Origin of the sequence: Ktedonobacter racemifer DSM 44963 (assembly GCF_000178855.1) — a bacterium.
Lineage (GTDB): Bacteria > Chloroflexota > Ktedonobacteria > Ktedonobacterales > Ktedonobacteraceae > Ktedonobacter > Ktedonobacter racemifer.
Map to the genome: position 1 here is coordinate 47,696 of NZ_ADVG01000001.1, position 16,627 is coordinate 64,322.

10 protein-coding genes and 2 pseudogenes are annotated in these 16,627 nt (G+C 55.3%); 6 read left to right on the top strand and 6 right to left on the bottom strand.

Features of this window, described 5'->3' with window-relative positions; genetic code table 11:
* Positions 1–104: 104 nt before the first annotated feature.
* Both KRAC_RS00240 and mgtA read left to right on the top strand, forming a co-directional pair.
* On the top strand, positions 105–377 hold the full coding sequence (locus tag KRAC_RS00240; RefSeq protein ID WP_007903556.1) for a metal-sensing transcriptional repressor: 273 nt from the start codon (positions 105–107) through the stop codon (positions 375–377).
* A 49-nt stretch (positions 378–426) separates the two neighbouring features.
* Positions 427–3,141: a magnesium-translocating P-type ATPase gene (mgtA, locus tag KRAC_RS00245; RefSeq protein WP_007903557.1), complete on the top strand. Its 2,715-nt coding sequence runs from the start codon at positions 427–429 to the stop codon at positions 3,139–3,141.
* Positions 3,142–3,590: 449 nt separating this feature from the next.
* Here mgtA and KRAC_RS00255 read toward each other — a convergent pair whose 3' ends face one another.
* The gene (locus KRAC_RS00255; RefSeq protein ID WP_007903558.1) at positions 3,591–4,091 is read right to left on the bottom strand and encodes a peroxiredoxin; all 501 of its coding nucleotides are present in this window, start codon (positions 4,089–4,091) and stop codon (positions 3,591–3,593) included.
* 91 nt (positions 4,092–4,182) lie between these two features.
* A complete protein-coding gene (locus KRAC_RS00260; protein WP_007903560.1) occupies positions 4,183–5,901 on the bottom strand; it encodes a Na/Pi cotransporter family protein in 1,719 nt (572 codons plus the stop codon).
* Positions 5,902–6,602: 701 nt separating this feature from the next.
* On the opposite strand from KRAC_RS00260, the gene KRAC_RS73510 reads away from it, so the two are divergent.
* The gene (locus tag KRAC_RS73510; protein ID WP_169460834.1) at positions 6,603–6,842 is read left to right on the top strand and encodes a hypothetical protein; all 240 of its coding nucleotides are present in this window, start codon (positions 6,603–6,605) and stop codon (positions 6,840–6,842) included.
* Positions 6,843–7,016: 174 nt separating this feature from the next.
* Positions 7,017–8,681: an NRAMP family divalent metal transporter gene (locus tag KRAC_RS00265; RefSeq protein WP_007903561.1), complete on the top strand. Its 1,665-nt coding sequence runs from the start codon at positions 7,017–7,019 to the stop codon at positions 8,679–8,681.
* Positions 8,682–9,022: 341 nt separating this feature from the next.
* Here the strand turns inward: KRAC_RS00265 and KRAC_RS60370 are convergent, their stop codons facing one another.
* The 3 genes and pseudogenes from KRAC_RS60370 to KRAC_RS00285 all read right to left on the bottom strand — a co-directional run bounded on the left by KRAC_RS60370 (position 9,023) and on the right by KRAC_RS00285 (position 11,915).
* On the bottom strand, positions 9,023–10,081 hold the full coding sequence (locus tag KRAC_RS60370; protein WP_169460835.1) for a GGDEF domain-containing protein: 1,059 nt from the start codon (positions 10,079–10,081) through the stop codon (positions 9,023–9,025).
* Positions 10,082–10,092: 11 nt separating this feature from the next.
* Positions 10,093–10,647, bottom strand: coding sequence for a hypothetical protein (locus KRAC_RS00280; protein ID WP_040441639.1), 555 nt, complete (start codon positions 10,645–10,647; stop codon positions 10,093–10,095).
* 105 nt (positions 10,648–10,752) lie between these two features.
* A pseudogene (locus KRAC_RS00285) lies at positions 10,753–11,915 on the bottom strand (IS3 family transposase).
* Between the two features lie 77 nt (positions 11,916–11,992).
* Between KRAC_RS00285 and KRAC_RS00295 the strand changes: the two are divergent.
* Both KRAC_RS00295 and KRAC_RS00300 read left to right on the top strand, forming a co-directional pair.
* A pseudogene (locus tag KRAC_RS00295) lies at positions 11,993–12,402 on the top strand (carboxymuconolactone decarboxylase family protein).
* Positions 12,403–13,003: 601 nt separating this feature from the next.
* Entirely contained in the window at positions 13,004–15,244 is a 2,241-nt protein-coding gene (locus tag KRAC_RS00300; RefSeq protein ID WP_040441641.1) for a PAS domain-containing sensor histidine kinase, read from the top strand.
* A gap of 583 nt (positions 15,245–15,827) precedes the next feature.
* Here the strand turns inward: KRAC_RS00300 and KRAC_RS00315 are convergent.
* Positions 15,828–16,067 carry a hypothetical protein gene (locus KRAC_RS00315; RefSeq protein WP_007903575.1) on the bottom strand — a complete coding sequence of 80 codons (240 nt, stop codon included), beginning with the start codon at positions 16,065–16,067 and terminating at the stop codon, positions 15,828–15,830.
* Between the last annotated feature and the right edge of the window lie 560 nt (positions 16,068–16,627).

Here is a 16,627-nt window from a genome sequence, read left to right on the forward strand (position 1 = left end):
AGTGCCTTGACTTTTGTCGATGGAAATGGCTATACTCTTTGCATATATGAGGCATCCCCTGAGGGGGATGTATATGTCTATGTGCAGAACAGGAGCAACTCCTCATGACGAAACAGCGCGTGCTGACGCGCGAAGATATTGCCCATCGCCTGGCGCGCATCGCCGGGCATGCCAATAGCCTCAAGCGCCTGTGGGAGGAAGAGCGAGACTACAACGATATGCTCGTACAGATCACCGCGGTACGCGCGGCGCTCGACCAGGTCGCTCGCGTTATCCTGGAACAACATCTGCAACAAAGTATTCATGAAGCAGTAGAGCAGCAGCAGCCTGAGCAGGCTATCCGTGAACTAAAAGAGGCGCTGGACCGCTTCGTCTAAGAGAGAAAGCATAGGGAGGTGAAGAAGAGCAGAGTAAGGTGAAAAGAGTATGTTGTTTCTGAAGCATCGCCCGGCTCCTCAAACGCGAGATGAGCGCATTACACTCAATCCCCGCCTGCATACAGCCGCGCACTGCGATACGGCCGAGATCTTCCGCCTTTTGCGCTCCAGACCCCAGGGCCTGACCCGACAGGAGGCAGCCAGGCGCGTGGCCCAATTTGGCGAGAATACTATCCTCTTTGAACGTGCCCCCGCCTGGTGGTTACAGCTTGTGCGCTCCTTTGCGACGCCTTTTATCGCCATTCTCCTTATCCTGGGACTGGTCTCGCTCTTCACGGATGTTCTGCTAGTAATGCCTGCGCACCGCCAGTGGACGAAAATCATGCTCCTGGCGCTAATGATTGGCATCAGTAGCCTGCTCCGCTTCTGGCAAGAATATCGCTCGCAACGGGCCGTGGAGCACCTGAAGGCCCTCGTGCCGCTGAACGTATCGGTCTCGCGTCTCGCTTCAGAGCGACAAATCCCTCCAGCCTCATCTGAGGAAACGAGGTACTTGATCCCGCTTTCGGACGTAGTTCCCGGCGATGTAGTGCACCTGGCTCCCGGAAATATGATACCAGCTGACGTGCGTTTTCTCCAATGCAAAAGCCTCTTTGTGAGCCAGGCCAGCGTTACAGGTGAGTCCGAACCCGCCGAAAAATATGGCATGCTCTATGGTCGGGCCGAAAAGACATGGTATCCCGGCGACGAGAAACGCCATCCTCCCTTTGCCGAAGGCACCCTCGGTTTCATGGGAACGACCGTGATCAGCGGGAGCGCCAGCGCCATTGTTGTTGCGACCGGTAAGGAGACGCTTTTTAGTCAGGTGGCGACCAGATTGAGCCAGCGCCGCGCCCCGACGAGCTTTGACCGCGGGGTAAATCAGGTGAGTTGGCTGCTGCTCTGCTTTATGCTGGTCATGGCCCCTATCGTGTTTGTCATCAATGGGCTGGCCAAAGGGGATTGGGGAGAGGCGCTGATCTTCGCCCTGGCCGTCGCGGTTGGCCTCACCCCGGAAATGCTGCCCCTGATCGTAACCTCTAGCCTTGCCAAGGGGGCGCTGGCCATGGCGCGCCAGCAGGTCATCGTCAAACGCCTTCCGGCCATGCAAAACCTGGGCGCGATGGATCTCCTCTGTACCGATAAAACAGGCACGCTGACCCGGGATCATATCACCCTGGTCAAGCATATGGATGCGCGTGGGGAGGAGAGCCTTGAAGTACTCAGGCTCGCGTACTTCAATAGCGCCTACCAGCATGGCGCGCACAACCTGATCGATCACGCCATTGTGGAGCACTGGCGCGAGACACAGGCCTATGCCCAGACACCAGGCGTGACCAGACTGGATGAGCTTCCCTTTGATGTCTTCCGCCGGCGTATGTCGATCATTGTCCAGCAAGGAAGTGCATCACCGCTTCTGATCTGTAAGGGAGCCCTCGAAGAAGTGCTCGACGTCTCTTCCTGGATCGAGGTTCAGGGGAATGTTCAGCGCCTGGATGAGATCTGGCAGGCGCGCGTCGAGCGCCTCGCCACCCAACTGAGTCAGGAGGGGTACCGGGTGATCGCGGTGGCCTACCGGCGTTTCCCAGCCTTGCGGAGCGAGTTCTCGCTCAATGATGAGCAGGACCTGGTCCTGGCAGGGATTATTGGCCTGCTGGATCCACCCAAAGCATCGGCTCAAGCCGCACTTCAGGCGCTTCAGGCCCAGGGTATCAAGGTGAAGATCCTCACCGGAGATAACGAAGAGGTCTCGGCACAGATCTGCCAGGCAGTAGGACTCGATGCAAGTCGCCTGGCGCTGGGGTATGAACTGGAGGGGATGAGCGATGAGGACCTGGCCACGCTGGCGGAAGACACAACGCTGTTTGCCAAACTCACGCCCCCACAGAAGGCACGTATCATTCGCGTTCTCAAAGGCCAGGGACATACCGTTGGCTACCTCGGTGATGGCCTCAATGACCTCTCCGCGCTCCAGGAAGCCGACGTCAGTATCTCCGTTGATACCGCGGTGGATGTAGCAAAGGACGCGGCAGACCTGATCTTGCTCCAGAAAAACCTGCTGGTGCTCGCCCAGGGCGTGCATGAGGGACGTGGAGTCTTTGGCAACATTCGCAAATATCTCAACATTACGCTGAGCTCAAACCTGAGTAACGCCTTGAGCATCTTAATTGCAAGCGCCTTTCTCCCCTTCCTGCCAATGCTGGCGCTGCAACTGCTCGTGCAAAACCTGCTCTACGACTGCTCACAGCTGGCTCTTCCCTGGGATCATGTCGATGCGGAGTTTGTCGCGCGACCGCGTACCTGGGATACGCGTGGCCTGACTCGCTTCATGTTCTTCTTCGGGCCACTCAGCTCCTGCTTTGATATCACGACCTTTCTGCTGTTGTGGTTTGTCTTTCGCGCTAACTCCCCCCAGGTGCAGGCCCTCTTCCAATCGGGGTGGTTCCTTGAAGGGGTGCTCTCGCAGTTGCTGGTGGTCCATGTGCTGCGCACGCAGCGCATCCCCTTTCTGCAACGCACCGCCTCCTGGCCAGTGCTCTTACTCACAGGATTCATTATGAGCATCGGTCTGCTAATTCCGCTGACAGCCTTTGGTGCGTACCTCGGACTGCACCCCATGCCACTGAGCTATTTCCCCTGGCTCCTGGCAACCCTGCTCACCTACGGTTGCGTGGCTCAGCTCTTCAAAGTCTGGTACCTCAAACGGTTTCAGCACTGGCTCTGAGCGCCAGGGCGCGCCGCCAATGTCGCGCCTATTCCACAGGTTCCACCCGTACAGACGTTGTCTGGGAGGATGGGGTACCATATGATCGGCGGGCTCTTCCTCTGAGTGAGGCGTCTTTACTGGCCAGCGACTCAGGGGGAATATGCTGAGCATGGCGATAGTCGGGAACCAGAGTACTATGAGCAACACCAGCCAGACCAGCGGCTGGGTATGCAGGTGAACACAGATAGTGTGGAGGGCCAGGGACAGAAGGCTTATCGACACAAGGACTGTTGTCGAGACGACCAGGATATCCTGCTTTGTTGGCCGCTGATACTGGATCTGAGGTAACTGAGACATCATATCTCCTCCTACGAAACAGCAAAGTACGTGTTAAAGCAATGCGATACTCTATTTTGCGCTGAAAACGATGCTTCCTTTACAGGAAGATAATACGCGCCTGAGAGGACTCATGGGCGCTCCTCCAGGAGTGAGAGACGCTCGATAGTCGCGATAACTTGCTGCGTATGACCCGTCAGATTAACCGGAGACCAGACATGACGGATGATCCCTTCTTTATCGATGAGAATACTGGTGCGCACAGTACCTCTATACGTATGGCCGAGGAAGCGCTTGCGTTGCCAAACTCCATACAGACGCGCCACGTCCCCCTCTTTATCAGCGAGCAAAGGGAAAGGGACATGATGGCGTAGCGCGAACGCATGTAACTGCGAGCGTGCCTCCCTACAAACGACATACAGCACGATTCCCCGCTGCTCCAGCTCAGAGTAGTGTGCACAAAAGTCCTGGATGAGCGGGTTGGTGCCGATGAGGTCCTCCCGCGGGAGAAAGGTCAGCACCACCACACAGCCGCGTAACGCTTCCAGGCGCACCGATTCCAGCAGAAGCGCGCTGGAATCTACCACGACGGGCAAGGTAAAGTCGGGTGCCACTTGTTGCTCGTGTATCACATTCTTAACCGTCCTTTCAAAGAAAAGCTCCTCCCCTCTGGTAAGGGCGTGTGGTGACGTGCTAGCTACGCCAACGCGCCACTACCACCCTTTACTCCATGCGACGTACCGCAGGAGCTGAGGAAACCAGGGCCGTTGGCGAGAGCACCTCGGGCGCGCTCCAGCGCTCATGGCTGCCAACACCCTCGCGCAGCGCGTGCGCGATAGAGGTGATATGCGAGAGCACCTCGCTCATGGCATCCAGCAGATCCAGGTGAATCGGGCTAGAGGCCAGGCTCAAGGAGTTCCCAGCACGCAGGCGGCGGATGTGCCGCAGGTGCAGGTCACGCTTCATCGCTGAGCGTGCATGTTTTCCCTGCAAGAAGGTGTTTGCCAGTTCTGGATCATGCGTGGCCAGAGCCGCCAGCACCTCCTGAAACGCGTCCAGCAACACCTGGTGGAAAAGCAGCAGATCCTCATGCCCCTCCTCGGAGAAGAGCAGGTTATTGATCTGCTTACGCCGTGCCAGCGTCATAACGCGCCGGGCAATAGCGCTTCCAATGGCTTGCAGGTCCGCAATGATATAGAGCAGGGAGAGCTCCTGACGCGCCTGGGCCTCGGTCAACTGGTCCTCGTCCAACTGGGTGAGGTAGCCTGTGATCGCGGCATTAAGCTCATCGAGCTGGTTGTCCAGTGTCTCCATGTTGGCACGCAGGTCGCCAGCGCCATCCTCAAAGGCATCCATACTTCGCTCCAACATCTCAGTGACGACCTCGGCCATGCGCAGGACCTCACGTGCCGCAAGCCCCAGTGCCACCGCGGGCTGTGAGAGGAGGCGTGAGTCGAGGTAGCGCGGACCAGCGTGCTTACCCTGGTCGTTGCCCCGCTCTGGAAGCAGGGTCTCGACCCAGCGCGCCAGCAGAGGGGCCAGGGGCGCAAAGATGAGTGCCAGTCCCAGGTTAAAGCCAAGGTGGACCATAGCCACCTGTGTACCCGCGTTGGACCAGACAACAGCCAGCAAGTGTGCCAGGGGCCCCAGGAAGGCGAGGAGAACCAGCGCGGCAAGCAGCTTGGTGCCAGTATGAACCAGCGCGAGACGCCGTCCGGCCAGGGCCCCCTCATGCAAGGATGAGAGCAGGGCCGTCAGGGTGGTGCCAACATTGGCCCCCAGCATCAAAGCGAGCGCGGCAAGGGTCGGCAGCGCCCCTGTTGCGGCGAGCGAGAGAATCAGACCAATCGAAGCCGCGCTGGAGCTCAGCGTCACTACCAGTACCGCCCCGATCAGGAGCAGCACGATAGGCGCATTGACTAGCGTGCGCAGGATGGTCGCGGTCAGTGGATTGGCGGCGATCGGCTGGCTGCCCAGGGAGAGCGCTGCCAGGCCCAGTACGATCAGGCCAAAGGCAAAACAGGCCTGCCCCAGGCGACGAAAGGCCGTCTCACGGGTGAGCAACGCGACAAAGGCTCCCAGGCCAATAATTTCGAATGCATAATCGGTGATATGTAAAGCAAGAAGCTGCACCACGAGCGTCGAGCCAACATTGGCCCCGAGCAGCATAATAATCGCTGCGGTCAGGGGCAGCAGGTTCGCGCTGACCAGGCCGACCAGGAGAGAAGACATCGCACTAGAACTCTGCATGAGCGCAGTGGCCAGAGTGCCCAGCCCAAAGGCCGCCAGGGGAGAGCGCGCGAGCCGCATCAGCGCCCGCTGCACACGTGCATCAGTCGCGCGCTGAATGGCGTCAGTGACCAGGCGCACGCCATACAGCAACAATACGACTCCGGTCATGAGGAGTCCAAGAATCAGGGTGGGTGAAGTGATCTGCGTCATGTTTCCTTCCTCCTTCTCTTTCTTCCTCGTGGAGAGCTACGGGGAGAGAGCGCCACGAGAGATCCACAACAGGGTGTTCAAGCGAACAGTGAGGCAGAGGTGGAGGGTCGACGAACATGAGCACAATGTGCGGGAGCGCGGGAGGAGCAGCATACATAATCCCCCAACATTGGGGGGGCTCGTACCCACAGTACGGTACTCTCACCACTCATGTTTCAAAGCGTATGCGTCGAAACGGCGAGGGGTGAGCGGAGAACTTCAGCGGAGAAGAACTACCAGGGCACGCTCGCTATCGCGGCGGTACGCGGTCGGCCCGGCCAACCATTGCCGGGACTACTACCAGGGTCTGTGCCCATAACAATTCCTCCTTCTTGATAGGCAGGGGATCTCGAAATTCTCTACCGAGAAGCCTGTGCCGCTGATTTCTCTCTCTATCCGGGTACCCCCCATAGGGGATTTTTGAGTTCTGTTGGAGTATAGCTCCTCTCTTTCCCAAAAGTCAAGGGAAAATAGATGCGAAAATCGCCACTATACAATCTATTTGGCATCCTCAACGAAATTTTGAGCCGTTGTTGAGATGCTCTTTTTCACAAAAATGCCACAATCAACCCTTGACTTTTGGTTTTTGTGCCGAGTATACTCCGTTTGAAGGAAATATCCCTCCCAAGGGGATATACCTACCCACTGGCAAAAAAAGTCGGATGATCTGGCAATCTGTAGAGTCCATGCTGGCATGGACTCACATCCCGCCCCGCGGGCAACATACGCACAAAGGAGGAACCGAATGGACCCTGACCCTGGTAGTCATTGTCCACAGCATATCCTGGTATGGTTCTTCCGTCGCACGCGAGCCGATTGATACCGTAAGCAGTCTGGTAAGCCCCTCAATCTGCCTACGCTCACTCATGCCTCGCTGCCAACGACGGAATTCCACGACCTAGGAAGCGAGTCGCGTGAGGGAACAAGGCGCTGTTACTCCTCTCGTTGGAGAGTGTGTGTGCCTGTCATTTCCTCTCACTTCTCCCCCTGCCTGCCATCTCTCTGCCTGGTGCTATTGCAACAGGAGCTGATGGTAGTTTCTTCTGTCTCTATTGCAAGAACGAGAGAATATTCCAATGTCTCTGATGAAAGATATGATGCCGCTGGACGAGCGGAACGAGATGCATACTGCCCATTTAGATGAGGCGCACATCGGTGATATTCAAGGCGCCTGGGGAACCATTCGCAGGGGTGAGCGCACACCACGCCGCACATGGGGGGGGCGCCTGATCACCCTGCTGGTCATTATGGGGCCAGGTCTGATCACCACGGTCGGCGACAACGATGCCGGTGGAGTGCAGACCTACCTGCAAGCGGGCCAGAACTACGGCACCAGCCTGCTCTGGACGCTCCTCATCCTCATCCCGGTGCTGATTGTCAACCAGGAGATGGTTGTGCGCCTGGGCGCGGTGACTGGTGTGGGACATGCCCGATTGATCTTTGAGCGTTTCGGCACGTTCTGGGGCGCCTTTTCCGTGGGCGATCTCTTTCTCCTGAACTTTCTGACCATCGTGACCGAATTTATTGGCTTTAGCATGGCCTTACAATACTTTGGTGTAAGCCCATTCATCTCGGTGCCCGTTGGTGTCGTGGGGTTGATCGCGATCACGGCCACGGGCAGCTTCCGCCGCTGGGAGAGCGCCATGTGGCTGTGCGCTCTCGTGAGTTTCCTGATGATCCCGCTTGCATTCATCCCGCATCCAGCCATAGGACCCGTGGTGCGTGACACCTTTCTCCCGGGCATTCGTGGGGGTGTGAACTCGACGGCGCTACTGACCATTATCGCCATTGTCGGCACAACGGTGGCTCCCTGGCAGCTCTTCTTCCAGCAATCGAACATCATTGATAAGCGCCTGACCTCCCGCTGGATCAAACACGAGCGGGCAGACACAATTATTGGTTCCTTCATCACCAATATCACCGCGGGCGGCCTGATTGTCGCGGCGGCCTTCGCCTTCACCAATACTCCATTTGATAACAACTTTGTGGACGTGCTGACCAGCGCCCAGGGCATGGCGCACCTTGGCTATGCTAACATGGGAGCCATCGTCGCCATCATCCTGCTGAATGCAAGCATCGTGGGGGCGTGCGCGGTCACCCTCTCGACCTCGTACGCCTTCGGAGATGTCTTTAAGGTCAACCATTCGCTGCACCGCAAGGTGCGTGAGGCCAAACTCTTCTATGGCAGCTACGCGGGACTCGTCGCGCTTGCCGGAGCCATTGTGCTCATTCCCCATGCCCCACTTGGTCTGCTGACGCTGGCCGTCCAGGCACTGGCGGGTATCCTGCTGCCGAGCGCGACCGTCTTCCTGGTGCTCCTCTGCAATGACCGCGCCGTCCTGGGTCCCTGGGTCAATAAGCCCTGGCTCAACGCCATCGCCGCGGTTATCGTCGGTACGCTCGTTGTGCTCTCGCTCATTCTGGCGACCACGACCTTCTTCACCCTAAGCGACGCGGATACTGTGCGCCTGGCGACTGGCCTGGGTATTACCCTGGTGATCGTATTGATTGCCATGGGCGTGGTTACGCTGGTACAACGCATTCGCAAAGGGCCAGATCCAGAACTGGTGGCGCTGGAGCGCGCGGAGAAGGAAACCTGGCAGATGCCGCCACTACAAGAACTCACCACGCCTATCTGGTCAGCGACGCGCAAGGTCGGTATGCTCACGCTGCGTATCTACCTGATCGTCGCAGTCATCCTGATGGTCGTCAAAGTCATCCAACTTGCCCTCGGACATTGAGAAAAAAGGGTAAGGAATGAGATGCGCCCTGGCAGCTTGCAGCTGCCAGGGCGCATCTCATTCCTTACCAGAGCGAGCGCAAAAGGTCGGAAGACCAGAAACGGAGACCCCCTTTTCGAGGGTGAAATGTACTTCCTCCATACTTTCTTCCTCATTCGAAGGAAGAGGCAGTTATGGTACAACTGCAGCACTTACCTCACTAAGGATGTATCTTCATTCCAGAGGCACTCTTCAGGAGTAACATGTTCTACTGCTATTGTGTTACTGTTACTCACCACGACTGCAATAACGTTTGCGCTCTAGAGGACGCGCGACAAAGTCTACTGTTTAGAGGCAAGCAGTTAAGTCGGAAGATCAGTGGTGCCTGCGATGCTGATACAGTTGCGCCCCATCTGCTTGGCTACGTACATGGCGTGATCTGCTTGTTCAATCAGATCGTCACTGGTTGCTTCATATTGTCGTGAAAGCGCAATCCCAATGCTTGCTGTTACCGTGATAGTATGAATCCCACTATCGGCCTGCCACGTGTACGGCTGAGTAGCAAGAATCGTCCTGACCTGCTCTGCGATGGCTTTCGCACCAGGAAGAGAAGCATCGAGAAGTACAAACACAAATTCCTCACCGCCATAACGACCAACAATGCATTGTGGTGTCATAAGGGTACGAAAACGACGCCCAACCTCGTGAAGAAGCGCATCGCCGACACGATGCCCCCAGAGATCGTTGACCTGTTTAAAATGATCCAGGTCAACAAATAAGAGGGCACATGACGCCTGAATACTGTGTGCCCAGGAGAGCGCATGCTCAATCTCATCGATGATCGCTCGACGATTGGGCAGTTCGGTGACTGGATCAGTCACTGCAGCCCGTGCGAGTGCAGCAAGTAAGAGACGTTGTGCCTGGTAGGACTCCTGTAATCGGTGCCGTAAGGCAATTTCTTGTTGCATTGCCCGCTGCTGACTATGTAATAATACACGTATGCGCGGATATTCACCGCCGATCCATCCGATACTCAGGGTCGTCACTATGAGAAGGGTAACCAGAATTACCCACTGTTGATGTGAAAGAAGAGGGGTCCAGGAGATCGAGAAGGTGGTCCACAGACAGACGCTTGATGCGACAATACCCATGAGCGAGAGGAGCACAATCCTCCAATGGTGGATTCGTCGCTGCGGAGTTACGTGATGTGTTCGCAGAACGAACAACACTGGCATGAAGAAAAGCAGGATGAGCGAACCAAGCCAGAGCAGAAAAGCTCCTGCAAGAAACACTTCAGCGATCCCCCTGGCTATCCATTGTGGTTTTGCAATCCCTTCCAGCAGAAATGGAAGCGTCATAAACGTGAGCAGAATGAGGAGCACGGTGAGAAGCATTTGCAGAAGCAGGCTGCGGAGAGGCACACCGCCGCGGTTCACGAGAGCCAGTGCTGGAGGGAGACGTTGCTGCTGGGCAAGTTCACGAGGAGACGAGAAAACAAGACTTGTATCGCAGCGAGAAGCAGGATATTGGCAACGGTTAAGGCGATACCAAAAAGCATGGCGGGAGTGGGTCCAAATACGGTCGTGATGGCTCGAATAAAAGGGAGATACTCACTGATATGGATTGAAGGTTTCATTGCCATGACACCAAAGGTTGCAAAGAGATAGAGAAAAAACATGATTGAGACTCCCCACCAAACATAGCCAGAAGCCTTGTGTATTCCAGCCTGTCCACCAGATATTTCCCTCCCTAGAAAGAGGGGATAATTGATGCCAAGCAAGGCGAGAATCACGATACCGTACACCGATCCACCGTGAGACCAGTGGGGAAATGGATGCCACGCTGTTTGCAAGACATGTCCAGACCAGAGCCACCATACTCCTGCCCCTCCGAGAATGAGATAGAGGCTACACGTCAAGAAGCAGCCTCCCAGGAGAATATATCTCAAGTAGCGCATGGGAATACAGGCAATACTTGTAGAAAGCATAAAAATACTCATCATTGCTAGCCCTTGTCCAAACGGCATCTCCAACCAGGAAGGGGATAGATAGGTGAAATTGACCCAGAAAAATGGACTCTTGAAATGTGGAGATCAACTCCTCTTCGACTGATGTGCTTGCTCGAAAGCAAGTGGACTGACATACTGGAGTGTCGAGTGCAACCGGATGGGGTTATAGAAGCATTCCAGGTACTCAAAAATGGCTGAGCGGGCCTGCTGCCTGGTCTGGAAACACACGCGATTGGTACACTCTTTGGCGAGGGTCGCAAAGAAAGACTCCATCGGCGCATTATCCCAACAATTGGCCGTGCGACTCATACTGACCTCAATCCCCAGCTCACGCAAGGCAGTCTGATAACGCTCACACGTAAACTCGCTTCCCCTATCTGAATGATGGAGCAGCCCCACCTCCGGCTGGCGTCTAGCGACCGCCATGCGCAACGCCAGTTCCACCAGAGCGCCATCTTCGACGGCATCCATCGCCCACCCCACTACCCGGCGTGAGAAAAGATCCACAATCGCGGCCACGTAGAGCCAACCCTCGGCAGTGGAGACCGCTTTGATATCGGTGACCCAACGCGTATTGGGCTGCTCCACTTCGAATTCCCGGTTGAGAAGATTGGGAGCAAAACGTCCCTTGGGGTCGCACTTGGTAGTGGGCTTGCACGTGCGCTTGACGTGTGCGCTCATCCCGAGCTGCCGCATCAACCGCTGAACCCGCTTGCGGGAGGTTTGCACTCCTCGTTCTTTGAGGACAGCATGAATCCGTGGGCTGCCATAGACCCGCCGATGCTCCAGGAAAATCTGTTGAATGTCGGCGGCTAGCCTGGCATCTTCTCGGCAATGCTGGGAAGCCTCTCGGGTTTTCCACGCAGAATAGCCGCTCTCAGAGACGTCAAGTGCCTTGCAAAGCAACGTGATCGAGTAGGTGTGTTGGTGCTCTGCAATGAACTGAAACCTCAGAGTTGGGGGCGCGAAAAGATGCCTAGTGCTTTTTTTAGCATATCACGCTCCTGACGCAAGAGGTCGTTTTCCCGCTTCAACTGGCGGATTTCTTCCTCCTGAGGGGTCTGGTGACCGCTGCCAGGAAAGGCTTGCTCTCTCTGCTCGGAAAACTGTTTACACCAATGGTGCAATGCACTGTCAGAAATGTCCAGGTCTCGTGCGATTTGGGCGAGTGGTTTCTGGCGAGATTGGACGAGTTTCACCGCTTCTACCTTAAATTCCTTGGTGAATTTCCGCTGCGGTTTTCGCATGATCTTTCCCCTTCTCTTTGTGGGTTCACTTCTTGAAGTTTACTTTCCCCACTTTTCTGGGTCAAGACCAAAAAGCCATGCGTGACCTGGAGGCGTATCTGGCTCAATGCGGCCTGGAACCGTCTTTGCTTGATCTGACCAAGACGCGTGCCTCCCAGATCAATGGCTGTGCGTACTGGCTTGATATGCATACGAAAGATGCGCGGAAAGACGGCGAAAGCGAACAACGGCTCTATGCGCTCGACGCCTGGCGGGAAACGCCTTTCTACACAGAGGGGGAGCAAGCTGCCCTGGCCTGGACAGAAGCGGTCACGCTGATTACCAGTGGGCATGTCCCTGACGAACTGTATCAAGGAGTAGGTCAGCACTTTACTGAGGAGGAACTGGTGTACCTGACGCTGGCGATGGTTGCTATCAATGGCTGGAACCGTTTGACTATCAGTTTTGCACCGTACCTGGAACCTACCAGCCACCAATCCGGCAGTGAAGATCTCGACGCCATATGTGGCGCGTCAGACGTACTGCAAAGAAGCTCTGGTGGAGAAAAAACCATTCACCTTACAGATAAGCAGACTATTGTACCCCTCTTCCCGCTCATGACTTACTTCAGATAATTGGCAAAAAATACCACTATCGAAACTCACCATTTACACAGCGCGACAAAACATATGTCATAAAACGGCAAACCAGACAAAGGGCATTCGCGATTACACTAAAACTTTATCAGCAAGAACCTCCGCCCTTTGGTTCCTCGATAGCCTGGGAGGCAGGTTTACAACATGCACATTTCGCGCTTGCATCCAAACGCAAAGGATGATCACCACTTCCTGGCAGTCCACTCCACTTGTCCTGGCAAGCGAACGCAGAACACACTCTTTTTCTCCGTTGTTGACTTTGCCAATCCATTCTACAATGGATGTGAGTGAAAAGCAGGTAATCGCCCTGAAAAACTACCCTCTCTAGGCCGCTGAATGGATAAGAGCGTTATCAGCCGCACAACATGGTGTCAGAACTCTCACCCGAAAGGTGAGTCCACGACAGGTATCTCTTCGGTTGTCCTGGTGAGTGTGAGGAAGGAACGCCATCTCATGTCTTTGTCGAAACAGCATCCTTCTCAGGAAAAGAGAAGTCAGTCACCGCAGGGACGCGAGGCAGCTGATGATCGTTTCCTGGCGGTAATGCAAGAAAGTACGGATATTTTTTGCATTCTCACTCCCACAGGCGAGATGCAAGAAATCTCCCCCAGTTGGCACGCCTTTACCGGGCAAACGGAGCACGATGGTCTTGGGCGAGGTTGGCGAGATACCGTATATCCGGCAGATCTGCCACAGATGGAAGAAATGGTGATGCAATCGATCACTACTGGACGAGCCAGAGAGATAGAGTGCCACATTCGTCGGTATGATGGCACCTACCGACTGATACGCGCACGCACGATCCCGGTGCGCACGATCGGCGGGGCTCTTCGCGAGGTCGTTGTTTGTGGCACCGATATCACGAAGCAGGAACTAGCCGAGCAGATGAGCGAAGCAGAAGTGAAACTGGCCGTAGAAGCCTCTGGTGTGGGCGCGTGGGATTGGGATCTCGTCACGAATCAGATCCAGATGACAGATCAAGGGAAAGTGCTTTTTGGTCTCTCGCTCGATGATCTGATAACTTATGAGCGCTTCCTGGCATTCTTGCACCCCGATGACCGCGAGCGCGTCGAAGATCTCATTGCACGCGCTCTGATAGAGCAGGCCGACTATTGTACAGAATACCGCATGATTTGGCCTGATGGAAGCATGCATTGGCTGGCAGCCAGGGGGCGAGGCCGCTTTGATATCCAGGGCCAGCCAACCCACATGATTGGAACGGTCAGAGACATTACAGACCAGAAGCAAGCGGAGGAAAGGGCCACGACCGTTCTTGAAAGCATTACCGATGCGTTTTCCTATGTTGATACGCAATGGCGCTACACCTATGTGAATCGCGGGCTGGAAAAGATGATCGGGAAAAAGCGGGAAGAGGTGGTGGGCCGATACTTTTGGGATCTGCTTCCTGAGCTTCTTGGCACTCCATTCGAGCACGTGTACCGTGAAGCCATGGCGACGCGGCAGACAAGGCATATTGAAGGATTTCATCCGAGTTTCCAGCGATGGTTGGATATTCACATCTATCCAACTCCGAATGGGATTTCCTTTGATTTGCACGATATCACCGAGCGCAAGCAAGCGGAAGAAGCTTTGCAGCAGAGCGAAGAGCGGTTTCGCGGGCTCGTTGAGTCCAACCTTATTGGGATCACTGTTTCTGATCTCTCTGGAACTATTCAGGAGGCCAACGAGGCCTTTCTCAAGCTTGTGGGCTATACGCAGGAGGATATGGCAGCAGGGCAGATGCAGTGGAAGACTATAACTCCTCCAGAATATCAGGAGCGCTCTGCCCAGGCGGCTGAGGAACTGTTGACGACGGGGACGATTCAGCCGTTTGAAAAAGAGTTTATGACGAAAAACGGCAAGCGCGTGCCAGTCCTGGTGGGGAGAGCGCTCTTTCATCGGGGAGGGGCGCCCCCGTTAGTGATTGGTTTCGTCTTAGATCAGACCGCCCACAAAGAAATCGAACGGCAAAAAGACCTCATGCTTAGCATGACCAGCCATGAGTTAAAAACGCCGCTGGCCGCGCTCAAAGGGACGTTCCAATTGCTCCAACGGCGGGCGAAACGCCTTGGCACGAAGGCCGACCGCATGTCTCCAGAAGTGAGTGCCTTCCTCAATGACCTTTCGGAGCGTCTGGCAGCTTCTGCTCGCCAAGTCGATGTGCAAACCCATTTGATCAATGATTTGCTGGATGTCTCGCGCATCACCGCTCAGACCTTGAAGCTGGAACTGGAGCCTTGTGATTTGGTTCCCATTGTACGCGAAACCGTCGAAAATCTGCGGGTGACGGCACCTGAACGCTCGTTTCTGTTTGAATTGCCGGAGCACATCATAGTCAAGGTACTTGCCGACAGGAATCGGATCAGTCAGGTGGTAACGAACTATGTGACCAATGCCATCCGGTATTCGAGTTCAGAGCAGCCAGTCACCATTGGACTGACCCTCCAGGAGAACACGGCCCGTGTCTGGGTGCAAGACAAGGGACCGGGTCTCACTGAAGAAGCCCAAAAGGGACTGTGGCAACGCTATCACCAGGTCAAGGGAGTGCCGGTACAGAGTGGTTCCGGGAAAGGATTGGGCCTGGGCCTCTATATCTGTCAGACGCTCATCGCACAACATAAGGGAGAAGTGGGTGTGGAGAGCACGCCAGGGGAGGGCTCCACCTTCTGGTTTACCTTGCCCCTCGTCACATGATGGCGCAAAGCGCTGACTTGTCGCATATCGTTTTTGGGGAGGGCACGACGAGATGGAGAGGAGTAGGAATTGTTTTCCCGCCTGTGGCTTTTTCTTGCACTTCCTCGCCTGTCAGGACAAGCGGAGTGGATCGCCAGACCCGAGTGCCAGGAAGTGGTGAATCCTGGCTCTCCCGCGAAGTTGATGATTGGAGGATGGGTACTTCAGAGGTGGATTTTTTGGTTTTTTCAAAATTTCTCTATCCGCCTCTCAGGCTACCTGATATGGGCTCAAAAGTCAACAAGCAGGCTGTAATCGGCTATACGAACCACTTGACTTTTCTCCGCTCTTCAGGTAGACTTGATAGGTAAGCTTTTTTGAGAGACCAGTTGGGCTCTCTCTTTTTTTCCTCTTTTCCCTCTCCTTGCGCAAGAACACCCCCTCCCATGCTCTTTTTGCGCGACGCACGGCTTTTCACCTTTGGAGTCCTTGCCCCCAAAAGCATCAGAGACACAGGAACTGTTCTACCCCTGTACCCACATACTACGTGAGATCGGCTCTCACCTTTGGAGTCCTTGCCCACCGTACAATATGCTCCTCATGCTCACATATCCGTTCTCGCAACAGCACCCCACATGGCCCTCACGCGCCCATACTTCTGATAGAGCGGCCGCGAGAACGCCGATTGCACACAGGCCCCATTGAGATCCGAAATAATCATGCACAGCGCGACATCACGCCTGGGCAGCCAAAGCGACAGATCATAAAGATGCAGCAAGGACAGCGTCATTTCTTCCAGAGTCTGTGCTATTCGATAGGCTGCCACCAATTCCGTTTTGTGCACCCACAACAGATCTCCCCTGCCAGTTCGTGCTCTCCCAGCGGTAATGGCAGCAAGGGCTCTAAGCTCACATCATCCACGCGCTCGTCATGCCACCTCTGAACTCGATCCCAGCGCCATCCTCACGTCACAGCCAACGTTCCGGCCCAATTTGGCCAACAACCATTGAAGATGAATGCGCGAGGCCTGTCGCTCCTCGCTCGAACACCAGTCTCCATGCATCTGCATAGGACAAAGGCATATTTTGTGGGATTTCTGGAGGCTAATGACCTATTCTCGGGAAGCCATGACATGAATAGAGGGATTTTTCACACGAGGTGAGCTGGGCCAATGCACTCATTCTGGGATCCTACATCAGATTCCCTTTCCAAAGACTAGGTGCTCGCGCGCGGCTTCCACGACCTCCTTACTCACCAGTTCACGCCTCCCCGGTTCAGCACAAGAATCCGCTTCATTTGTGTGAGCAACCGCTCCATCTGCGCGACCCGTATTGTCAACTTAAAAAATTTTGTTGATGAGCTTTCACCACATCGATGCCACATTCTCCAAGATTTTCTAGAAAA